Annotated in this window: 21 protein-coding genes and 1 tRNA gene; 8 read left to right on the top strand and 14 right to left on the bottom strand. The window is 67.1% G+C overall.

Annotated features, from left to right (window positions below):
- Positions 1-42 precede the first annotated feature (42 nt).
- The 4 genes from AMS67_RS13290 (at position 43) to AMS67_RS13275 (ending at position 2277) form a co-directional block, all read left to right on the top strand.
- Entirely contained in the window at positions 43-1299 is a 1257-nt protein-coding gene (locus tag AMS67_RS13290; protein WP_053387803.1) for a serine hydrolase domain-containing protein, read from the top strand.
- Positions 1300-1369: 70 nt separating this feature from the next.
- A tRNA-Gly gene (locus tag AMS67_RS13285) sits at positions 1370-1440 on the top strand.
- A 97-nt stretch (positions 1441-1537) separates the two neighbouring features.
- Positions 1538-1960: a hypothetical protein gene (locus tag AMS67_RS13280; RefSeq protein WP_156316674.1), complete on the top strand. Its 423-nt coding sequence runs from the start codon at positions 1538-1540 to the stop codon at positions 1958-1960.
- A gap of 116 nt (positions 1961-2076) precedes the next feature.
- On the top strand, positions 2077-2277 hold the full coding sequence (locus AMS67_RS13275) for a hypothetical protein (RefSeq protein ID WP_053387801.1): 201 nt from the start codon (positions 2077-2079) through the stop codon (positions 2275-2277).
- 59 nt (positions 2278-2336) lie between these two features.
- Here AMS67_RS13275 and AMS67_RS13270 read toward each other — a convergent pair whose 3' ends face one another.
- Together AMS67_RS13270 and AMS67_RS13265 are read right to left on the bottom strand one after the other, a co-directional pair.
- Positions 2337-2918 (bottom strand): methylated-DNA--[protein]-cysteine S-methyltransferase, encoded by a 582-nt coding sequence (locus tag AMS67_RS13270; protein WP_053387800.1) that lies wholly within the window; start codon positions 2916-2918, stop codon positions 2337-2339.
- Positions 2915-4498 (bottom strand): DNA-3-methyladenine glycosylase 2 family protein, encoded by a 1584-nt coding sequence (locus tag AMS67_RS13265; protein ID WP_206541772.1) that lies wholly within the window; start codon positions 4496-4498, stop codon positions 2915-2917. The genes AMS67_RS13270 and AMS67_RS13265 overlap by 4 nt, the downstream gene beginning before the upstream one ends.
- Before the next feature lie 121 nt (positions 4499-4619).
- On the opposite strand from AMS67_RS13265, the gene AMS67_RS13260 reads away from it, so the two are divergent.
- The 4 genes from AMS67_RS13260 (at position 4620) to AMS67_RS13245 (ending at position 8581) form a co-directional block, all read left to right on the top strand.
- Complete coding sequence (locus AMS67_RS13260; protein ID WP_053387954.1) at positions 4620-5165, top strand: TetR/AcrR family transcriptional regulator; 546 nt, start codon at positions 4620-4622, stop codon at positions 5163-5165.
- 189 nt (positions 5166-5354) lie between these two features.
- Positions 5355-6503 carry a tyramine oxidase subunit B gene (locus tag AMS67_RS13255; protein WP_075201388.1) on the top strand — a complete coding sequence of 383 codons (1149 nt, stop codon included), beginning with the start codon at positions 5355-5357 and terminating at the stop codon, positions 6501-6503.
- Positions 6504-6605: 102 nt separating this feature from the next.
- Positions 6606-7790: an N-methyl-L-tryptophan oxidase gene (gene solA, locus AMS67_RS13250; RefSeq protein ID WP_053387798.1), complete on the top strand. Its 1185-nt coding sequence runs from the start codon at positions 6606-6608 to the stop codon at positions 7788-7790.
- Positions 7791-8044: 254 nt separating this feature from the next.
- Complete coding sequence (locus tag AMS67_RS13245; protein ID WP_053387797.1) at positions 8045-8581, top strand: GNAT family N-acetyltransferase; 537 nt, start codon at positions 8045-8047, stop codon at positions 8579-8581.
- A 181-nt stretch (positions 8582-8762) separates the two neighbouring features.
- On the opposite strand, the gene AMS67_RS13240 is transcribed toward AMS67_RS13245, so the two are convergent.
- The 12 genes from AMS67_RS13240 to AMS67_RS13185 form a co-directional block, all read right to left on the bottom strand.
- Positions 8763-9197, bottom strand: a complete 435-nt coding sequence (locus tag AMS67_RS13240) for a RidA family protein (protein ID WP_053387796.1) — start codon at positions 9195-9197, stop codon at positions 8763-8765.
- Between the two features lie 81 nt (positions 9198-9278).
- The gene (locus AMS67_RS13235) at positions 9279-10025 is read right to left on the bottom strand and encodes an HpcH/HpaI aldolase family protein (RefSeq protein ID WP_053387795.1); all 747 of its coding nucleotides are present in this window, start codon (positions 10023-10025) and stop codon (positions 9279-9281) included.
- 40 nt (positions 10026-10065) lie between these two features.
- Complete coding sequence (locus AMS67_RS13230) at positions 10066-10857, bottom strand: carbon-nitrogen hydrolase family protein (protein ID WP_053387794.1); 792 nt, start codon at positions 10855-10857, stop codon at positions 10066-10068.
- A 156-nt stretch (positions 10858-11013) separates the two neighbouring features.
- Positions 11014-11904, bottom strand: coding sequence for a LysR family transcriptional regulator (locus AMS67_RS13225; protein WP_053387793.1), 891 nt, complete (start codon positions 11902-11904; stop codon positions 11014-11016).
- A 2-nt stretch (positions 11905-11906) separates the two neighbouring features.
- Positions 11907-13592, bottom strand: coding sequence for an ABC transporter ATP-binding protein (locus tag AMS67_RS13220; RefSeq protein ID WP_053387792.1), 1686 nt, complete (start codon positions 13590-13592; stop codon positions 11907-11909).
- A complete protein-coding gene (locus tag AMS67_RS13215; protein ID WP_053353835.1) occupies positions 13589-14434 on the bottom strand; it encodes an ABC transporter permease in 846 nt (281 codons plus the stop codon). The genes AMS67_RS13220 and AMS67_RS13215 overlap by 4 nt, the downstream gene beginning before the upstream one ends.
- Positions 14431-15384 carry an ABC transporter permease gene (locus AMS67_RS13210; RefSeq protein ID WP_075201386.1) on the bottom strand — a complete coding sequence of 318 codons (954 nt, stop codon included), beginning with the start codon at positions 15382-15384 and terminating at the stop codon, positions 14431-14433. The genes AMS67_RS13215 and AMS67_RS13210 overlap by 4 nt, the downstream gene beginning before the upstream one ends.
- Positions 15385-15411: 27 nt before the next feature.
- On the bottom strand, positions 15412-16977 hold the full coding sequence (locus AMS67_RS13205; protein ID WP_053387791.1) for an ABC transporter substrate-binding protein: 1566 nt from the start codon (positions 16975-16977) through the stop codon (positions 15412-15414).
- A gap of 391 nt (positions 16978-17368) precedes the next feature.
- On the bottom strand, positions 17369-18247 hold the full coding sequence (locus AMS67_RS13200; protein ID WP_156316672.1) for a carbon-nitrogen hydrolase family protein: 879 nt from the start codon (positions 18245-18247) through the stop codon (positions 17369-17371).
- Positions 18244-19065, bottom strand: a complete 822-nt coding sequence (locus AMS67_RS13195) for a creatininase family protein (RefSeq protein ID WP_053387789.1) — start codon at positions 19063-19065, stop codon at positions 18244-18246. The genes AMS67_RS13200 and AMS67_RS13195 overlap by 4 nt, the downstream gene beginning before the upstream one ends.
- Positions 19066-19369: 304 nt before the next feature.
- Positions 19370-20152 (bottom strand): ABC transporter permease, encoded by a 783-nt coding sequence (locus AMS67_RS13190; protein WP_053387788.1) that lies wholly within the window; start codon positions 20150-20152, stop codon positions 19370-19372.
- A 6-nt stretch (positions 20153-20158) separates the two neighbouring features.
- Positions 20159-21064, bottom strand: a complete 906-nt coding sequence (locus AMS67_RS13185; RefSeq protein WP_082305516.1) for an ABC transporter permease — start codon at positions 21062-21064, stop codon at positions 20159-20161.
- Position 21065: the final 1 nt, after the last annotated feature.

The raw sequence follows: 21065 nt of genomic DNA, 5'->3' as shown, positions 1-21065 counted from the left end.
GGGTGTTCTGTGTCCTGTTCATCCCGAGATTGGCGGCCGAATTTGATCCCGCGCTTTGCACACCGCACTCGTCTGCTTGCCGTCGGCGCTGTCGTCGTAGCCGCGCTCGGACTCACGGCGTGCACCGGAGGCGGAACCGTCTCGGCGTCTGGCGATGTCAACACGATCGATGCTGGTCTCGCGACGAGCATCGATGACGCCGTCGCCAACGCGATGCAGCTGAGCGGCTCGACTGAGGCCGTGGTCGGCGTGTGGGGCAACGATGACAGCGAATACGTGCGCGGCTACGGCGACAGCGGTATCGATGGGGCGACGCGGATCCGCGCGGCTCAGGCATCTCAGCCGGTGATGTGCGCGCTTCTGCTCGATCTGGTCGACCAGGGAAAGATGGATCTCGACACCGAGGTGTCGGAGGATCTGACCCGCCAGTCTGGCATCTCAGGGGTCACCTATCGTCAGCTGTGCGACATGCGATCCGGAGTCGCCGATTTCAAGGCCGGCTACACCGACATCTTCGCCAACAATCCGTCGCGCCCCTGGCCGGAACAGGAGTTGCTGGCCCAGGGACTCGCGCATTCGCCCGAATCGTGGCCCGGCCGCGACTTCCACGACTCCGATTCGAACGCTGTACTGCTCGCGCGCGCGATCCACGTCAAGACCGGCGAAGAGCTGCCGGATCTGCTCAACGAGCACGTCTTCTCGAAGGCCGGCATGGGGTCGTCGTACTACCCCAACCAGAGTGCCACCACGATTTCCGGCAACACGCTGGCGGGCCTCACCTATGCGTCGAGCGGCGGCAAAGCCGTGTGCGACGCCGGTCCCGTCGAGACCGCTGAGGTCTCCCCCTCGATGCTGGCCGGCGCCGGCTCCACGGTGAGTACGGTGTCGGATCTGAAGAACTTCTACACCGACTACCTCGGCGGCAAGTTCGGCGGTGAGGCGAGCAACGTGGTGACTGACGTGCAGCCCACGACGAACCCGGCCCGCGATGAGAACGGCGAGCCGACTGAAGAGGTCGCGGCAGAGGGGCGCCTGTACGGCTTCGGCGTCGAGAAGATCGGCCCCCTCTACGGCCGCAGCGGCGCGATCACGGGAACACTGACGGCGGCATATACGGACCCCGACAGCGGCTTCTCTGTGGTGGTTTCGCTGAACAACTCGTCGGCCGGTGCCGCGTTCGTGCAGGCACTCGCGTTCCAGCTCGCCTCGCTCGCACAGGCGCAGGGCGTCGCCCCGGAGCTCGGGTGGAGCGCCGACGATCAGACAGCGAAGCTCACCGCGGCCGCGGTCTGCCAGTAGCGACTCAACCCGAACGAACCGGGGCACCCGGTCTGCTAGGGTTGAAACGTTGGAGCCGCAACGCTCCTCTGGGGATGTAGTTCAATGGTAGAACTTCAGCTTCCCAAGCTGATAGCGCGGGTTCGATTCCCGTCATCCCCTCTGAACGGGCCTTTTCCTCCACGATTAGGCCCGTTCTTCTGTTTCCGGCCGCCAACCGGTGCCGCACCCGAAACAACCGCACCGCTATCGTGAGCACATGATGATCCGAACGGTGAGCGCTCTGGCGGCAACTGCCACCGCACTCCTCTGTTTCTCGCTGACCTCGTGCGCGGCCGCACCGACGACGGTGACGGTCGACTTCACCGATCACACCGCGAACATCGCGGAAGGCGACAAGCTCGTCGTCGACTTCGGAGAGGTGAACGCCTCGGTGGGGTCGGCGTGGGTCGTGATTGCCGGTCCCGATCCGTCGGTGCTGACCGCGCCCGAGCAGCACACCGAGTATCTCGGTGAGAACGGCAGCGTCGGTGCACCGAATCACCTGACCTATTCGCTGACGGCAATCGGCTCAGGCTCCACCCGCGTGCAGTTCGAGTATCAGTTCCGAGGCGCCGTGCCCGAGGATCCGCAGGAGCAGCGCACGGCAGTGATCGACGTCACGGTCACCCCAAGTCCATGAGTCACCCACAGGGGAATCACATGAACTCAGCAGATTCACCGACTTTTTGCAGAACACGCATCGCAGTTCGTGCCAGGATGTGACGGATACACGTCTCACCTTGTACCGTGAATGGTATGGATACGACAAGCTTTCAGCGCCTGCCGCAGAGCATTCAGCAGATTGTGCTCGATGGTTTGGACACCGAGGTGCAGGCCGGCCTCGAGCGACTCGACAATGCGAAGAAGAATGGCACGCTCGCTCCCGAGCAGACCGCCGCACTTGAGGGCGACATTCGTCGCGCAGCTGAACTGCGCAACCGCTTCTCGCCAGCCTGAGCCACCGCGCGGCCACCGGGCCGCATCATCGCTCCCGACAACGCCGCGACGAACGATCGTCACTCGGCACGCGAACCGCTCGTTGCGAGCTCGATAAGGTCAGGCTGCCAGGCGCCTTCATGCTGCAGCAGACGCTCTTTGATCTCAGTTCCGAAGAGGTACCCGCCGAGCCCGCCATCTCGCCGAATGATGCGATGACACGGCACGATCAGTGCTACGAGGTTATTGGCGCAGCCCGACGCCGCGGCGCGCACGGCAGTCGGGCGACCCGCGAGCGATGCCAACTCCGTGTAGGTGACGGCCTCACCGGGCGCCACCCCTCTCAGCGCGCGCCAGACTTCGCCGCGAAACGGAGTTTCGGGTTGACGCACCGCGAGCGCGTCGATCGCGCGCAGGTCGCCAGCGGCGTAGGCCCGGAGGGCCTGTGCGATCGGGAGTTCGTCATCGCGCGATTCGACGATCCCGCCCGCCACCGCATCAGGGTCGAGGCGCCCGAGCCGTTCCGCAAGTGAGTGCGCCTCGGGGTCGTTCTCGGTGGCGAATCCGGCCGCGAGCACGGCGCCGTCGAGGGGCGACCAGATCGCGTGGAACGGGGCTCCAACCACGTCGACGACGGTTCGGCGGAGGGGTGTGGTGGTCATGCGAGGTCCTTTCGCGCGGTCGATTCCAAGAAGTCTGCCCAGAGGTGCTGCGTCGCATACCCGCGATAGGGGCGCCAGGGCTCGGCGATCCGCTCGGCTTCGCGGGGTGTCGGATCGCCGAGCGCCCGCCGCAGAATCAGGTCGCCCGCAGGGTACGCATCGGGGTCGCCGAGTGCGCGCATCGTGATGATCTCGACCGTCCACGGCCCGATTCCGGGGAGTGCCGCGAGCTCGCGTCGGGCGGCCTCCCGGTCGGCGCCGGCACCGAGGTCGAGCCCTCCGTCGATCGCGGTCGCCAGGGCGCGCAGTGTTGCAGCGCGCCGGTTCGTCAGGCCGAGCGTCTCCCGCAAGGTCTCCGCCGATTCCGCGGCGATCGCGGCGACGTCGAGCGCGCCGTGGAATCCGGGGGCTGCGGCTGTGCCGGTGAGCGGCGTCGCGAAGCGGGCGGCAAGTCGGCCCTGCACGGTGCGGGCGGCGGCGAGCGAGATCTGCTGACCGAGCACCGTACCGAGTGCGGTCTCGTGAGGCGATCGCGCGGCCGGCAGTCTGAGTCCGGGCCGCGCGGCGACCAGGGGGGCAAGGCGGGGCTCTGCTGCGAACGCCTCGGCGATCTGCCCGGGATCAGCATCGAGGTCGAGCATGCGACGCACGATCGCAATCGCGGGCATCACATCTGCGAGGCGGGGCAGCGTCAGCGTGACGGGTATAGCCACGGTGCCCGCACGGCCGGGTTCGTCCGCAGGCGATTCGACGCCGCTCGCGACGAGCGGCCAGTGCACGCGCACGACTGCCGTGCCGCTGGGCACGTCGAGTGCGTGCACCGTAGACCCGTCGGGGTCGATGCGATCTCGGCCGGGAATCGCATGGGCGACAAGCGACGCGCGCAGCGCACCGGGTTCGAACGGCGCGCGCGTGCGCAGCTGCAGTGCGAGCGCCGGGCGCTCGTCAGACGTCGGCTCTGCGGCGCGCGACGTTGCGCGGTGGTCGACGCGGCGCGACAACTGCGATGGGGCGATCCCGAATTCTTCTCGCATCACGTCACCGAACTGTCGCACACTGCCGAACCCTGCAGCGAAGGCGATATCGGCGAGCGACAGGTCGGTCTGGTCAATGAGCGCACGTGCGGCGTGCGCGCGACGGGTGCGCGCGAGCTGCAACGGGCCGGCGCCGATTTCATCGACCAGCATGCGACGCAGGTGCCGCTCGCTCACCGCGAGTTCGCGGGCCAAACCGGTGACGCCGACGGTGTCGATAGCGCCCTCTCGTATGCGGCGCACGGCCCGCGCGACGAGATCACCCCGCGCATCCCAGTCACGGGTGCCCGGCACCGCCTCGGGGCGGCAGCGCTTGCACGCGCGGAGTCCCGCGGCCACGCAGGCCGCGGCGCTCGGAAAGAACCGGCAGTTTTCGGGCAGCGGCTTCCGAGCGGGGCACGAGGGGCGGCAGTAGATGCCGGTGCTCGTGACCCCGAGGTACACCCGGCCATCCCATCGCGCGTCTCGCCCCGATGCTGCCCGATAGCAGGCATCGAAGTCGAGCGGCAGCGTGCGGGCGTCGCGGTCGGAGGGTGCGGGGTTCACGTGATCCATTCTCGCGGTGCCGGATCACCAGTGCACGCGGAAATCGGACATCGCGGTGCACACACGCCGACCCGCGAGCCGCGCGCGGGTCGCTTCGGGGGAAGCCGATACCCTCGACACCATGACTGACCTCTCGGGCCGCGAAGCGCTGCTGCGCGCCACCGTCGTCGTCGTGGCCGCCGGCGGGCTGCGCGCACTCACCTATCGCGCCGTCGCTGCCGAAGCGGGCGTCTCGCACGGACTCGTGCGACACCACTTCGGCACACGTGACCAACTCGTGGCCGAGGCCATGGAGTTCGCAATCGATGAGAGTTTGCGAGGCTCGAACATGGTCGGTGCCGGGCTCACCGTCGACACCTTTGCCGCCGGCATCGAGTCGTTGGCCGATCGCGAGAGCGGCGTGCAGGCATTCCAGTACGAGCTGCTGCTCGAGTCGCGTCGGCGCCCCGAGCTGCGGCCCCTCGCCGAACGCCACTATCGTGCGTACCGCGAGGCGATCGGGCAGCAGCTCGCGCGCCTCGGCGTCGACGATGCCGAACTCACCGAGCTGATCTGGTTCGCGCTCGACGGCATCGTCTTCAAGCAGCTCGTGCTCCCCGAAGCCGTCGAGCCCGCGCTCGGGCGCATCCGCACGCTCGTCGCAGCGGCCGCGCGGCCTCAGGGATAGCTCCCCGCCGACGGCGGTTCTCGCGCCGCACGCCCCTCGGCCCGCCGCGCCGCACTGCACGACCTGCGCCGCGCCGCTTGCTGTGCGCATCGCGTCACGGGTGCGCGCTTGACTATCCAAATGGATAGTTCTAGGCTGACGCTACCCGCCGCACTGTCGCCGGAACCGCTTTCGAAGGGACACACCGCCGTGCCAGACCACGATCCCACCGCACCCGATACGCGCATCGACTTCCTCTACCTCAACGAGGCAGACATGATCCGCGCCGGGGTAACCGACATGGCCGCCTGCGTCGACACGATGTCAGACATGCTCGGCCTCTTCGCCGAGGGCGATTACCGCATGGCCGGCACCGAGAACAATTCACACGGTGCGCAGATCTTCTTCCCCGAAACCGAGACGTTTCCGGGCATGCCCGTCGACGGGCCCGACCGCCGATTCATGGCCATGCCCGCTTACCTCGGCGGCGACTACCAGGCGGCCGGGTGCAAGTGGTACGGCTCCAATGTGGCGAATAAGGAGCGCGGCCTGCCGCGCTCGATCCTCATGTTCACCCTCAGTGACAAAGACACGGGCGCGCCGCTCGCGATCATGTCGGCGAACCTGCTCAGCGCGTACCGCACCGGCGCGATCCCCGGCGTCGGCGCCCGCGAGCTCGCCCGCGCAGACGCGCGCGTCGTCGGCATTGTCGGCCCCGGTCCCATGAACCGCACCTCGCTCGAATCATTCATGGCGGTGCGCCCCGGCATCGACACCGTGCGCGTCTTCGGCCGCAGCCAGGGCGGCGTCGACACGTTCATCTCGTGGGCGTCCGAGAAGTTTCCGCAGCTCACCCTCGAACAGGTCGACAGCTTCGAAGGCGCCGTGCGCGACTGCGACATCGTCAGCATCGCCGTGCCCAGCCAGTCGGGCTCGGATCACTACCCGCTCGTGCGCGACGAATGGGTGAAGCCCGGCGCGTTCATCTGCTGCTCCGCCCACCTCGCCGTCGAAGAGCCGCTCGTGCAGCGATCCCGCCACGTCGTCGACGCGCGCAAGATCTACCAGGCGTGGGCCGAAGAGCTCCCCGAACCCGCGCACGAGATCGTCGGCATCTGGGGCATCAGCCTCGTCGACCGCGTGCGCGACGGCCGTATGACCCCGGAGCAGTTCGAAGACGTGGGAGAGATCATTCGCGGCATCACGCCGGGCCGTCAGTCAGACGACGAGATCTTCATCTACTCGGTCGGCGGCATGCCCGTCGAAGACGTGGCGTGGGCGACGCAGGTGTATCGCAACGCCCTGCGCGACGGGATCGGCACGCAGCTGAACCTTTGGGATGCGCCCGCGCTCGCGTAGGCGACGCCGCTGCACCTGACGCGATCCCGCACCCCAGCGGACCGACCGAACCCGAACCCGCAACCTCACCGCACCGCACCGACCACCCGAGAAAGAAGACTGATGGAACTGCAGCACACCGACGTGATCGTCATCGGCGCCGGCACCGTGGGCTCGATGGCCCTGTGGCAGCTGAGCAAGCGTGAGGGCCTGAAGGTCGTCGGCATCGAGCAGTACGGGCGCGTGCACCCGCACGGATCGTATGTGGGCGAGTCGCGCGTCTTCCGCACCGCCGTGCACGAGGGCGGCACGTACGTGCGCATGATTCAGCGGTCACGCGATCTCTGGCGCGAACTCGAGCGCGAATCGGGCCGCGACATCTACGCCGAGGTCGGCTGCCTGAGCATCGCCCCCGAGGGGTTCCCCGACCTCGACACCGCGATCGGCACCGTGCGTCAGTTCGGGATCCCCCACCGCCTGCTCAGCACCGAGGAGTTGCGGGCGGAATACCCCCAGCACCGCATCAACGACGGCGATGTGGCGCTGCTCGACGAGCACGGCGGCGGCCTGCGCCCCGAGGTCGCCGTGATGAGCGCGCTCGACCTCGCCGAAGCGAACGGCGCCGAGCTCCACTTCAACACCCCGGTGCTCGAAATCGAGGAGCGCGGCAACGGCGTGGTGGTGCGCACCCCGCAGGGCGCGTGGCTCGCCCGGTCGGTCGTGGTCGCTTCGGGATCGTGGTCGACCCGCCTCTCCCCCGAGCTCAACGACCTGTTGCGCCTCCAAGTGCTCGGCCTCACCTGGTTCATGCCGAAGCATCCCGAGCAGTTCGTGCCGTCGCGCTTCCCGGCGTTCTTGCGCGACGTCGGCCCGATCCACTTCTTCGGCGCCCCCAGCTTCGACGGCTACTCGTTCAAAGCGTGCACGAACCCGGAGTGGCCCGTGTTCCGCGACGTCGACGAGGTGCCCGCCTCGCACACGCGCGCCGAACTCATCAAGATCGGCCAGCGCGCCGCCGAACTGTTCCCCGACATCAACCCTGAGCCCGTGCGCCAGAGCGTGCACCACTGCGCCTACACGCCGGATCGCCTGCCCGTCGTCGACCGCAGCGCCAGCGGGCGGGTCGTCACCGTGACCGGACTCTCGGGGCACGGCTTCAAGTTCTCGCCGCAGCTCGGAGAATGGGCGGCGCAGCTGGCCGCCGGCGACGACCTTGACGCGGTCACCGGTTGGGACCCGCGCTTCGCGCTCCCCGCCCACCTCGAGCGCCTCGCCGTGACCGGCGCCTACACCGGGGGCGGGCACTAGGGGTTTCGGCCGCCGGCCCGCGCCGCGCCCGCCGCCGCGCCCCGCCGCCGCGCCCCGCCGCCGCGCCCCGCCGCGCCGCCGCCTCGCCCCGCCCGCCTGCTCGCGAGTGCACCCCTTTTGCGCGAGTGCACCGGCGCGAAACGGGTGCGCCCGCGCAAAAGGGGTGCACTCACGGGAGAGCGGGCACGCATGAGGGGAAGTGAGCGGCCATAGAAAGAATCCGTGCGCTATCGAGGGAAGAGTACGGTCTCAGTATGGAACTGCAGAACCCGTCGGCGAGCTACTTCTCATCGTTTCAGCACTCGCTCGTCGAGTGGGGAGCGGCACACCAGGACGGCGCCGGAATCCGAGATGCCGGCGACCTCACGAGCATCGCGGGTTTCACTTCTTGGGTCGATGAGTTGCGTGCCGAAGAAATGGCGCCCGCCGGCCCGGGGTTGGTGACCTGCAGCTACTTCTGGATGGTTGAAGACGGCGAATATCTGGGCAGCATTGCCCTGCGCCACGAACTCAACGACTACTTGGCGGAATTCGGTGGACACATCGGCTACTCGGTTCGGCCGTCACGACGCGGTCGCGGGCTTGCGGCTGAGGCGCTTGCCCGCGCACTCCCTCTGGTGGCCGCACGCGGCATCCCTCAAGTACTTCTGGTGTGCGCGGCCGACAACCTCGCGTCTCGACGCACGATCGAGCGGACGATTGAGCGGAGCGGGGGCGCTTTTGACGGTGAGGTGCGAGACGGGCTAGAGACACTTCGCCGGTATTGGATTGACACCGACTCCATCGTGTAAATGGCGTGAGCCTGCTCGCGAGTGCACCCCTGATGTGCGAGTGCACCCATGCGAAACGGGTGCACTCGCGTAAAAGGGGTGCACTCGAGGAAGAACGCGGGGTTGAGGGCGGAGCGACGCGGGGTTGGGAACGAGGCGGGTCGGGGCAGGGCGGGGCCGCGCGGACGACGCGGGGCCGCCGTCAGCGCGCGGGCAGCGCGATCCACCCCTCGATCTCGACGAGCAGGTGGGGCTGCGCGAGCCCGGCGACGATCGCGAGCGAGTGCCCCGGCAGGTCGCCCGACGGGAACCACTCCGCGAAGATCGCGTTGCGCGCCGCCGCGTACTCGGGCATGCGCTCGGCGCCGACCACGAACGACATGAGCCGCACGATCGACTGCGGCGTGCCACCAGCCGCGGCGATGAGCGCCTCGATGTTGCGCAGCGTGTTGCGGGTCTGTGCGGCGATATCGTCGGGCACGGCACCGTCGCGGTCGGCACCGACCTGCCCCGAGATGAACACCCACTCCGCTGGCCCCGAGACCGAGGCGAGGTGCGAGTAGGCGCCGACGGGCGCCGCGATGCCCTCGGGCGAATAGCGCCGGATCACCGGGCCGGCCTGAGCTGAATCTTTCACGGTGGCATCCTCCGGACAACAACAACAACAACGCACCGGGCCCGACTCCGCACGCAGCGGTGGCCGGGCCCGGTGCACGCATTACTTCGCGGCGGCGACGATGCCGTCCATGAGGGTGCGGGCGCTGCCGTATCCCTCGGCGATGGCATTGTGCTGCATGGTGAGCAGCACGTAGTCAGCGCCCTCGGCGGCGGCGAATTCCTTCTCGACGGTGGTCCAGGCGGGCAGCACCCACGGCTTGTTGTTGGCGCGCGCTGCCGCGACAACCTTGCGGAAGTCGTCGAAGTCGGCCTCGGTCTGGCGGTACACGCCGCGTCCGCGCATCAGCGACAGATCGCCGGGGCCGATGAAGATGCCGTCGACGGTGGGCAGCGCCGCGATCACGTCGATGTCGCGCAGCGCACCCGGATCCTCCACCATCGGGAAGATCTTGATGTCGCGATCTTGCGCGGCGACCCACTCGTCGTCGTATCCGGCGTAGTTCATGGTGCGGCCGCCCGCGAGGCTGCGGGTGCCGAGCGGCGGGAACTTCGCGAAGTCGGTGACTTTCTTCGCGTGCTCGAGGCCCTCGATGTGGGGGATGATGACGCCGTCTGAACCAAAGTCGAGCGCCTGCTGGATCGCCCCGCGCTCGGGCACGAGCACCTTCGAGAGCACTTCAAGGCCGAGCCCCTTCAGTACCGGAATGAAGCGTTCGAGAATGGAGAGGTCGAATGCGCCGTGCTCGACATCGAGCACAACGAAGTCGTAGCCGAGATTCGCGACGATTTCAGCGATGGCGACGCTGGAGTCTGAGAGCCAGGCGCCCTGCTTGAGTTGCTGGGACATGAGTGGAGTTCCTTTCAGGAGTTGCGGAGAAAAGCTGAGATCAGGAGGCGATCGTGAACCGGCGGTTCGCGAGCGAGGGGTTGGTCTGGCGCACCTCGGAGATACGGTCGGGCAAGATGGCCGCCGTAGCGACGCCGTTGCGCTCCCCCAGCTCGCCGAGTACGAGGCCCATGGGGTCGATGATCAGGCTGCCGCCGACACCCAACGACGGACCCTGCGACACCGCGGCGACGTAGAACGTGTTCTCGATCGCGCGGGCCCGGGCGAGCGTCTGCCAGTGGTCTTCCTTGCGCGGCCCGGGCACCCAGGCGGCGGGGTACACGAGCACGTCGACACCGGCATCGGCGTGCTGGCGCGCCGCCTCGGGGAAGCGCAGGTCATAGCAGGTCAGCATGCCGACCTTTACCCCGGCGATGTCGAACGTGATGGCACCGTCGAGGGAGCCCGGGCAGATGTTGTCGGACTCCTTGAAGCCGAACGCGTCATACAGGTGGGCCTTGTGGTACACCGCGACGAGGCCGTCTTCGGGAGTCAGTACGACGAGCGAGTTGTAGGCGCGAGTCTCACCCGGAATCTCTTCGAGGATGCCGGCGACGATCGAGACGCCCGTGCGCTCGGCGATCTGCTCGAGCCCGGTGACGAACGGCCCGTCGAGGGGCTGCGCCTGGGCGAGCACCTCAGGGGTGAGCGCGGTGACGCCGATCATCGCGAACTCGGGGAACACGGCGAGGTCTGCACCTTCGGCGGCGGCGATCTCGGTGACTCGACCGATTTCGGCGAGGTTCGCCGCGACGTCCTCGGTCGAGACAATCTGACAGATGGAGAGTTTCATGGGGGGTCCTTCCGGGTGTTTCTAGGATTAGTAATGGGGTTCGTGGGCAGTTTTTGGGTGTGTTCGACCGCGCTTCGTGCGAGCGGCCGTCGGCCTGATGCCGGGTACGGTGTCGCAGCGAAGTGGAGGGTGCGGAATCGCGGGGCCTGGTGCGCCTCACCCGCCCGTCGTGCACTCGGCGATGCAGTGGTCGACGAAGGCCCGGCCCACCGAGTCGAGCCTGCGCGGGACCCAGGAGATCGAGGCCGTCATGCTCGCGCTCGGGTTGACGAGCTTGTGATAGCTCACCCCGTTCGGTCGCAGGTGCGCAAACGACTGCGGGGCGAACGAGACGCCCATACCGGCGGAGACGAGCCCTGCGTGGTCAAGGTATGAGCCGTACGCGTCGATGCTGTTCGGCGAGAATCCCGCGCTCATGCACGCGGAGACCACCGAGTCGAACCCCATCGGGTTCGCCGATCGGATGCCCTGGATGAGGCGTTCGTCGCGCAGCTCGGCGAAGCTCACCTCGTCTTGCCCCTCCAGCGGATGCCCGCTCGGCAGGCACACCATGTAGTCGTCGCTGAACAGGTCGACCGACGAGAGATCTTTGATCGGCGGCCGGGTGAGCAGTACGGCGACGTCGACGCTGCCCTGGTCGAGCTCCTCGATGAGCGTGCTCGTCGCGATGCTGCGCAGACTCACCTCGGCCTCGGGAAACCGCTCTTGGAAGGTGCGCACGGCCCGCGCCGGCGAGGCGAACAGCATCGCCGGCACGATGCCGATGCGTACGCGCCCGAACTGAGCGTCGCGCGCATCGGAGAGTAGTTGCGAGACCTCGCGCATCGAGTCGAGCACGTTGCGGCAGCGGAAGTAGAACTCGCGCCCCGCCTCCGTCGTCGTGATCGGCCGCGTGGTGCGGTCGATCAGCTGCACGCCGACGTCTTTCTCGAGCCGCGCGATCTGCTGCGACAGCGCGGGCTGGGTGATGAAGAGCTCGTCCGCGGCCTGACGAAAGCCACCGGCGTCGACCAGCGCGACGAAGGCTTCCAGGCGTCGGGTCTCCATGATCAGGCCTGCTTCGCTGCCAGTCGGATCGCCCGGCGCTCGCGCTGCACCTCGGGGTCGGGCACGGGAGCGGCTGCGATGAGGCGCCGCGTGTACTCGTCCTGAGGGTGGTGCAGCACCTGCTCGGTCGGCCCCTGCTCGACGACGTCGCCGTGCCGCAGCACGACCACGCGGTTCGACAGGGTCTCGACCACCGAGAGGTCGTGGCTGATGAACAGGCACGAGAACCCGAGTTCGCGCTGCAGGCCGAGGAAGAGGTCGAGCACCTGCGCCTGCACCGAGACGTCGAGCGCCGAGGTAGGCTCGTCGGCGATCATCAGCACCGGGTTCGTCGCGATCGCTCGCGCGATGCCGATGCGCTGCCGCTGACCACCTGAGAGCTCGTGTGGATACCGGTCGACCCAGTCGGGGTTGAGCTGCACCTGCTCGAGCAGTTCTTTCGCGCGGGTGCGACGCTTGCGACCGTCGCGCACGATCCCCTGCCACAGCAGCGGGTCGCTGATCGCCTGCCCGATGGTGCGCCGCGGATTCAGCGACGAGGCCGGATCCTGGAACACCATCGTGACGTGCTTGCGCAGCTGCTTCATGGCTGCGCCGCCGCGGCCGACGATGCGTTCGCCCTCCACTTCGAGCGTGCCCTCGGACACGGGGAGCAGGCCGATCGCGGCTTTGCCGATGGTCGACTTGCCCGATCCCGATTCACCGACGAGACCGACGATCTCGCCCTTCGCGACCTGCAGGTCGATGCCGTTGATCGCTTGAAAACCAGGGCGACGCCAGCGACCCGGGTAGCGGATGACCGCCTGCTCGAGTTCGAGCACGACCTCCGGGAGCACGTTGAGCGCGGTGACGCCGTCGATGCGGAGCTTGTTGCCCGAGGAATCCAGGAAGTCTTTCGCCTTGCCGAGGTGCGGCACCGCGGCGAGCAACTGCTGCGTGTACGGCTGCTGCGGGTTCGCGAAGAGCTGACGCGACGGCGCGGCCTCGACGACTTCGCCGTCTTTCATCACGACCACGTCATCGGCGACGTCGGCGACGACCCCCATGTCGTGCGTGATGATCAGCACGCCCATGCCGAGCCGCTCCTGCAGCTCCGCGATGAGGTCGAGAATCTCGGCCTGCACGGTGACGTCGAGCGCCGTCGTGGGCTCGTCGGCGATGAGCAGCTCGGGCTCGCTCGAAATCGCCATCGCGATCATCGCGCGCTGCCGCTGACCGCCCGAGAGCTGGTGCGGGTAGTCGTCGACCTTCTGCTCGGGATTCGGCATGTGCACGTCGCGCAGCAGCTGAACGGCCCGCTCGCGCGCCTCGGCCTTCGTGAGATCGCGGTGGCTCGACAGCGCCGCGATGAGCTGGTCGCCCACCGTGTAGACCGGATTCATCGCCGTCATCGGCTCCTGGAAGATCGTCGCGATGCGCGATCCACGCAGCTTGCGCAGCGCCTTGTCCGAGAACGCGGTGACGTCGACGCCGTCGAACCAGATGGTTCCGGTGCGCCGCGTGTTCGGCGGGAGCAGGTCGAGAATCGACATGGACGTGACCGACTTGCCCGATCCCGACTCACCGACGAGTGCGAGGGTCTTGCCCTTGTGGAGCTCGAACGAGACCTCGTGGGTCACCGCTCGCCACCCGTCGGGGGTCTGGAACTCGACGGAGAGACGGTCAATCTTGAGGAGTGGAGTACTCATGATCGCTTCTTCGCTTTCGGATCGAGGAGATCGCGGAGGGCGTCGCCGAGGATGCCGAACGCGAGAATGGTGAGCACGACGACGATGCCGGGCACGAGCAATGCGTGCGGGTCGGTCGTCAGGTACCGCTGCCCCTGGGCCACCATCGAGCCCCACGAGGGCGTGGGCGGCACGACGCCGAGTCCGAGGTAGCTGAGGCCCGATTCGAGCAGGATCGCCGCGGCCATCGTGAGCGAGAACTGCACGATGATGGGCGCCGAGACATTCGGCAGCACGGTGCGGAACATGACCACGATGGTCGGCGCTCCGAAGGTCTTCGCGGCATCCACGTATTCCTCGCGCTTCACCGACAGCACCTGGCCGTAGGTGATTCTCGCGAAGATCGGGGCGAAGAGCACGCCGATCGCGATGATCAGTGTCACCGCTCCTGGCCCGTAGAGGGTGACCGCGAGCAGCGCCAGAATGATCGGCGGGAACGCGAGCACCACATCGACGATGAGGCGCATGGTGATGAACTCGGTGAGCCCGTTGAAGTACGCGCCCAGCAGACCGAGCAGCGTGCCGAGGCCCGTTGCGAGCAGCGTCGCACCGAGGGCGATGAAGAGCTCGATCTGGGCGCCGTACATGACGCGCGACAGGATGTCACGGCCGAGCTCATCGGTGCCGAGCAGGTGGCCCTCCGAGAAGGGGGGCTTCAGTCGCAGCGCGACGTTCTGCGCGATCGGGTCGTAGGGTGCGAGTACCGGGGCGAGGAACATCACGACGAGAATGACGACGATGTACACGGCCATGATGACGCGCAGGGGCGTGATCGCCTGGCGCAGGCGGGGACTGAGTTTCATGACCGCCTCACTCGGGGATCGAGAATGCCGTAGATCACATCGACGACGATGTTGATCAGAATGAACATGAGCGCGATGACGATGACGATGCCCTGCACCACGGGGTAGTCGCGGTTGGTGACGCCGTCGACCAGCAGGCTCGACATGCCGGGGTAGTTGAAGACCCGCTCGACCAGCACGGTCGAGCCGAGCAGGGTGCCGAAGCCGATGCCGATGACCGTGACGACCGGGGTCAGGGAGTTGCGCAACACGTGCTTGCGGAACACCGTGAACGGGGCCAGGCCGATCGACTTCGCGGTGCGCACCCAGTCCTGCCCCTGCACCTCGAGCACCGCCGACCGTGTCATGCGGGCGATCTGGGCGGAGAAGCCGACGGCGAGCGATATCGCCGGCAGCATCAGGGACCAGATGGCGCCCAGCGGATCCTTCGCGAAATCGACGTAGCCGCCCGCGGGGAACCACTTCAGCGAGATCGAGAACAGCAGGATCAGCACGGCGCCGAACACGAACACCGGGAGCGCGACGCCGATCGAGCTGAGGGCGGTGACCAGGGTGTCGACCCAGCCGCCCTTGCGGGCGGCCAGGGCACCGAGGGTGATGCCGAACACGACCGAGAGGAGCGTCGCGAAACCGACGAGCAGGAGGGTGCGGGGCAGTCGGGCCCCGATCGCCTCGAGCACCGGCTGGGACGTCTTGAACGAGTTGCCGAGGTCACCGGTGAACACGCCGCCGAGGAAGTGCAGGTACTGCACGAACAGCGGCTGGTTGAGTCCCAGCTGTTCGCGGACCCGGTCGACGGCTTCCGGCGTGGGGGCGCCCCCATCGCCGACGCTGAGGAGCAGCACGGCCGGGTCGCCCGGCACGAAATGCAGCGCTGAGAAGATGAGCGTGAGTACGAGGAGCACGAGGCCCACGCCCATCGCCAGGCGCTTCGCAATGAATGCAAGCACGATGTGATGTCTTCCTGAATCGGGTGGTTACTTCATCGAGGTGTTTGCCAGCATGTAACCGCTGTAGAACGTGAGGGTGCCCGGCAGGTTTGAGAAGCCCTGCACCTGATCGTTGTAGCCGTAGGCCTGAGCGCGCGTGTTCAGCGACGCGAACGGCACATCTTCGGCCCAGATCTTGCCGATCTTCTGGTAGATGTCGTGCTTCGCGGCATCATCGGTCGCCTGCAGGCCCTGACCGATGAGATCGGCGATCTCGTCGTTCTTGTAGCCCCAGCTCACGTTGTAAGTGCGATCGTCGGTGACCCAGTTGATGAGGTACGACGGATCGGCGACGGCGCCGCTGTCACCGGAGACGGCAATGTCGTACTTGCCCTCGTTGCCCTGGGAGACGCGGGTCGACCAGTCAGGGGCGTCGAGCGTGACGTCGATGCCGATCGCCTTCAGATCCTCCTGCACCGACAGCGCATTGTCTTGCAGGAACGTGTACTGCGACGTCGACAGGAGCGTGGCGGGGAAGCCATCGGGGTAGCCCGCCTCCGCGAGCAACGACTTCGCCTTCTCGGGGTCGTAGCTCCAGAGGTTCGCGAGATCCTCATCGTATGCCGGGTCGGTCTCCGGGATCGACAGGCCGTTGAGCGCCGTGCCGTTGCTCTGGAATGCGGCGAGCACCGAGTTGTCGCGGTTCAGGGCGTACGCAACGGCCTGGCGCACCTTCGGGTCGGCGAACGGGCCGTCTTCGACGTTGAACTGCACGTACTGGAACGGTCCGTTGACCTGGTCGACGGTGAAGCCGGCGTCGGCGACACGGTCGAAGTTCTCCCACGTCACGTAGTCGATGAGGTCGACGTCGCCCGACAGCAGCGCGTTCGTGCGTGCCTCGCCGTCGGCGTAGAACTTCACATCGATCTCGTCGAGAGCGATGTTGTCGGCGTCGTAATAGCCGTCGTTCTTTTCCATCGTGAGGCCGATGCCCTGATCGAGGTTCGTCATCTCCCAGGGGCCGGCACCCACCCAGTTGGCGGTGTCGGGGTTGAGCGATGCGTCGGGCACGATGCCCGCGTAGGGCAGCGCGAGATACTGCAGGAACGCGTTGTTCGGCTGCGAAAGCTTCACGGTGACCTCGGAAGCGCCGTCGCTCTCGATGCTGTCGATGTCTGCGAGCAGCGCGGCGAGCTGAGAACCGTTCGCCGGGTCGCGGTAGTAGTCGAGGGTGTTCTTGACGTTGTCGGCGGTGAGCGCGCTGTCGTCGCTGAACGTGAGATCGGGGTGCAGGGTGAAGACGTACGTGCGGTCGTCGGGGGTGTCAATCTTCTCGGCGAGAGCGGGAACCGCCTGGCCGTCGGCGTCGAAGCTGGTGAGACCGCGGTGCACCATGGTGAGGAGCTGGTTCACGGCGGTGCCCTGCGAGGCACCGGTGATCGGCTGTGCCGGATCGGCCGAGAGACCGAACGTCAGCACCTGCTCGGCAGAGCCATCGCCGCTGGAGTCGCCGGAAGAGGAGCCGCTGCAAGCGGTGAGCGCGAGCGCCGCAACGGCGCCGAGCGAGAGAACCGAAAGCCAGGGCTTCAGGCGCTGCGGGCGTGAGGAGGACATCGGGTATTCCCTTCGTTGGGTGACCCACCTCGTGGCGCGACTGATGGTCTCTGCATGGCGAGGAGTCTCAACGCTGAGAGCTCGGTCGTCGTGCCAGTCGAGGGTGCTGGGTGAACAGGTGAAGTGTTCAACGCCCAATCTAGGAGCCGACAACATAGGCTGCAAGTAAGAATTGGGTAACGAGAATAACGCGCAACTTATACTGTGCGAAACCGCAGATGAGTGGCATGAAATGCGTCGATTTCAGTGCGTTCTCCATGCAGAACGCCTCCGATTCCGCGCGTGTTGCTCAGAATCGGAGGCGTTGTCGGAGGCGTTATTGATGGCGGATCACCCGCCCATGCAACGGGGTCAGGGAGTCAGTGAGTCAGCGAATCAGCGAATCAGCGAGTCAGTCGGCCGGCGGCAGCGGGTGCACGCGGGCCTCGACGGCGACGCGACGGTTGCGCAGCGATGGCAGCGTACTGCGCACCGCGGCGATGCGCTCGGGCTCGACGGTCGCCGTGATGAGCGCGAGCTCCTGCTCGCCCGCATCGCCGAGCTGCAGACCGAGCGGGTCGAAGATCACACTGCGCCCCACCGACTTCACACTGACCTCATCGGACGCGAAGACGTAGGCAGTGTTCTCGATCGCTCGGGCGCGCAGCAGCGCGAGCCAGTGATCCTCTTTGACGACCCCGCGCGCCCAGGCCGCGCTGATGGCCAGCACCTCGGCACCCTGGTCGATGAGTAGGCGGAAGAGCTCGGGGAATCGCAGGTCGTAACAGATCGCGAACCCGACTCGCACGCCATCGATGTCGAGCACCGGCGGCAACGCGTCGCCCGGGGTTATCGAATCGGACTCTTTGACCGCGAAGGCGTCATACAGGTGAATCTTCTCGTATTCGGCGACGATCTCACCGCGGTCGACGAGCAAGAGGATGTTGAGTGCGCGATCCGCATCGACCACCCCCGGAACCCGTTTCGACATGCCCGCCGCGATGAACAGCCCGTGCTCCCGCGACAGGCGCAGCACCTCGGTCGCGAACGGGCCATCAAGATCTTCGGCTGCTGCGACACCTTCGGTGACCGACGCCAAGACGCGGTGATACATCGCCATTTCCGGGAGAATCAGCACGCGCGACCCTGCGGCCGCGGCGCGCGCCGCGAGCTCGCGGACCGCCGCGAGGTTCGCCGCCTTGTCTTCGATCGCAGGAAACTGCCCAACGCTGATCTGCAGGCTCGCGCGGGCCGAGTGCTCGGGGCTTGTTCCAGTGTCAACGCCACTCATGCGCGCGCCCAATCGGCGTTCACCGTGTTGCGCTCGAACTCCTGCACGAAGCCGAGGCAGACGTCGTGCGCGACCCGTTTGATCCACTCGGCGCCGATCTCGGCCGAGCCGAGGCGCGGGTCGCCGGTGACACCCGACGGGCTGACATCAGAGAAGTCCCAGTACAGGGTGCCCGACTCGGCGGTGCCGGGGATCGCACCCTCCGAGTAGTTCGTCGGGGTCCATCCTTCGAACGGAACGAGGCCGCCGTCGGCGATGAGCTGCGACTGCACGAGCTCAGGGAACATCGCGAGCATCGCACTGTGCTCGGGCTCCGAGCCGTGGCCGTAGGCGGTGGCCGGATCCTCATAGAGATCGCGCATCACCCGGTAGCCGATGCCCCACGGGTACACACTGCCCACGAGCACGCCGTACTTCTTGCGCAGGCGATCCGCCGCGTGCGCAGCCGACGCCTGATTGCCGCCGTTGTTGTTGACGATGACAATGCGGCGGAAGCCGTGCTTCACGAGACTGTCCATCACCTCGAAGAGCACCGCCTGCAGGGTCTCGAACGAGAGGTTCAGCGTGCCCGGGAACCCGTCGAAGATCGGCGAGTGCCCGTAGCTCAGCGTCGGTGCCACGAGCACCGGAGTGTCGATGTGCTGCGCGATGTACTCGGCGACCCACTCGGCGGTGATCGCGTCTTCGTTCAGCGGCAGGTGCGCGCCGTGCTGCTCGATGGCGCCGGAGGGGATGAGCACGATCGGATTCTGGGCCGCGGCGTCGCGCGCCTCCGTCCAGCTGAGTTCCCCGAGTCGGTGTGTTCTGAAGTGCCCCATGTGCTCGCCTCTCCGTTGATGTGCGTGCTTTTCACCATAACTTTGCGCACAGTTCAGAGCACGGAGTATAAGGCGGTGTGATATTCGAGACGCGAGGCTTATCGCACGCCGGGCGAATATCACGCGGGGGCGGGTGAGGCGCCGGGCGCCGCGCCACCCTCTCCCCTCTCCGCCACTGCCTTCTCGTCGAACGCACCGCTTTCGCGCGAGTGCACCCTCTCAATAGGTGTGCGCTCGGGCGAAAGCGGTGCGTTCGGGAAGGGTGGCGCGCGGCGGGCCCGGCGCGCGGCGGGCCCGGGGAGCCCTAGGAGTTCACCACCTTTCGCAGGCCGACGGCGCGCTCGATCACGAGCACGATCACGACCGAGAGGGCAATGAGGATCACCGACAGTGCGGCGAGGCCCGGGTCCGAGCGGTACTGCAGGTAGCGGAACATCTCCACCGGCAGCGTCGTGTGCCCGGAGCCGGCGACGAAGAGCGAGATCACGGCCTCATCGAACGAGATGATAAACGCCATCACCCCGCCGGCGAGGATGCCCGGTGCGATGATCGGCAGCGTCACGCGACGGAACGTGGTGAACGAGTTCGCCCCGTGCACCCGAGCCGCCTCCTCGCAGCGCATGTCACTCGTGACCAGGCTGGAGAGCGTCGTGCGAATCACGTACGGCACGGTCACCCCGAAGTGCGCGAGCACGATGCCGGGGTAGGTGCCGACGAGCCCGACAGGCTGGAACACCAGCAGCAGGCCGAGACCGAGCACGACCCCGGGCACGAGCAGCGGCGAGAGGAAGAACCCCGACACCGCGGCCTTGCCCGGAAACTCGTAGCGCGCGATCGCCAGCGCGACCGGCACTCCGAGCACGAGCACGACGACCGCCGTCACGACGGCGGTGAGCAGGCTGACCCGCGCACCGTCCATGAGGTCGGTGTTCTGCAAGATGCTCTCGTACCACTGGAACGACGGCGCCCCGATCTCGATCGCGAGACTCTTGGAGTCGTTGAACGAGATCAGCACGACGGCGATGATCGGCGCGAGCAGGAAGAGGTAGACGATCGTCACGACGATCCGGTTCAGTATTTTCGCCACGGCGCATCACCCTTCGAATCGCTTGATCAGGCGCTGGTAGACGGCGACGATCGCGCCGAACACCACGAGCAGAATGACCGACAGCGCTGACGCGAGCGGCCAGTTGAGCGTCTGCGTCGCCTCACTGTAGACCTCGGTCGCGAGGATGAACACGCGGCCGCCGCCCAAGAGCTTCGGCGTCACGAACGAGCTCACCGCGAGCACGAACACGAGCAGGAACCCGGTGAAGACGCCCGGCAAAGAGAGCGGCAACGTGACCCGGAAGAACACTTTCGCCTTCGAGGCGCCGAGCGATCCCGCAGCCTCCTCGAGCGAGGCGTTGATGCGCCCGAAGCCCGAGATCATCGCGAGGATCGCGTACGGCATCAGGATCTCGACGAGCGCGATCGCCGTGCCCAGGAAGTTGTTGCTCAGCCGCAGCGGGGCCGTGACCAGCCCGAAGTTCTGGAGCGCCGCGTTGATCACCCCCTGGTCGCCGAGCAGCGCCATCCACCCGAACGTGCGAGCGACCGCCGAGGTGAGCAGCGGCGCGATGGCGAGCGCCATCAGCACCCCCTTCCACTTCGATGTCGTGCGCGTCAAGAAGAGCGCGATCGGGTACGAGAGCACCACGGCGCCGAGCCCGCAGACGAGGCCGAGCAGCAGCGTGTTGCCGATCACCTTCCAGTAGAAGGGGTCGGAGAGCGCGTCGCCGTACGAGGCGGCGGTGAGCGTCTCGATGAGCTGCCCACCCGAACCGTTCTCGTTCAGCGACATGCGGATCATCACGAAGAGCGGCAGCAGGAAGCTGACGAACAGGCCGATGATGCCCGGGATCACCAGCCCATACGCCGACCACCGCGAGCGGTTGCGCGCCCGGTTCGACTTCATGCCGATACTGATGAACTCCGTATTGGTGTGCGTGGCCGTCATA

The organism is Leucobacter japonicus (assembly GCF_001273855.1).
In the GTDB taxonomy this organism is placed as follows: Bacteria; Actinomycetota; Actinomycetes; order Actinomycetales; family Microbacteriaceae; genus Leucobacter; species Leucobacter japonicus.
The sequence above is the reverse complement of the archived record's forward strand: the minus strand, read 5'-3'. Positions and strand labels throughout refer to the sequence as shown.

Bases quoted from the DNA above. Each gene is read 5' to 3' on its own strand.
- AMS67_RS13280 (WP_156316674.1), top strand. From the start codon at position 1,538: ATGATGATCCGAACGGTGAGCGCTCTGGCGGCAACTGCCACCGCACTC.
- AMS67_RS13275 (WP_053387801.1), top strand. From the start codon at position 2,077: ATGGATACGACAAGCTTTCAGCGCCTGCCGCAGAGCATTCAGCAGATT.
- AMS67_RS13270 (WP_053387800.1), bottom strand. From the start codon at position 2,918: ATGACCACCACACCCCTCCGCCGAACCGTCGTCGACGTGGTTGGAGCC.
- AMS67_RS13260 (WP_053387954.1), top strand. From the start codon at position 4,620: ATGACTGACCTCTCGGGCCGCGAAGCGCTGCTGCGCGCCACCGTCGTC.
- solA (WP_053387798.1), top strand. From the start codon at position 6,606: ATGGAACTGCAGCACACCGACGTGATCGTCATCGGCGCCGGCACCGTG.
- AMS67_RS13245 (WP_053387797.1), top strand. From the start codon at position 8,045: ATGGAACTGCAGAACCCGTCGGCGAGCTACTTCTCATCGTTTCAGCAC.
- AMS67_RS13235 (WP_053387795.1), bottom strand. From the start codon at position 10,025: ATGTCCCAGCAACTCAAGCAGGGCGCCTGGCTCTCAGACTCCAGCGTC.
- AMS67_RS13230 (WP_053387794.1), bottom strand. From the start codon at position 10,857: ATGAAACTCTCCATCTGTCAGATTGTCTCGACCGAGGACGTCGCGGCG.
- AMS67_RS13225 (WP_053387793.1), bottom strand. From the start codon at position 11,904: ATGGAGACCCGACGCCTGGAAGCCTTCGTCGCGCTGGTCGACGCCGGT.
- AMS67_RS13220 (WP_053387792.1), bottom strand. From the start codon at position 13,592: ATGAGTACTCCACTCCTCAAGATTGACCGTCTCTCCGTCGAGTTCCAG.
- AMS67_RS13215 (WP_053353835.1), bottom strand. From the start codon at position 14,434: ATGAAACTCAGTCCCCGCCTGCGCCAGGCGATCACGCCCCTGCGCGTC.
- AMS67_RS13205 (WP_053387791.1), bottom strand. From the start codon at position 16,977: ATGTCCTCCTCACGCCCGCAGCGCCTGAAGCCCTGGCTTTCGGTTCTC.
- AMS67_RS13200 (WP_156316672.1), bottom strand. From the start codon at position 18,247: ATGAGTGGCGTTGACACTGGAACAAGCCCCGAGCACTCGGCCCGCGCG.
- AMS67_RS13195 (WP_053387789.1), bottom strand. From the start codon at position 19,065: ATGGGGCACTTCAGAACACACCGACTCGGGGAACTCAGCTGGACGGAG.
- AMS67_RS13185 (WP_082305516.1), bottom strand. From the start codon at position 21,064: ATGACGGCCACGCACACCAATACGGAGTTCATCAGTATCGGCATGAAG.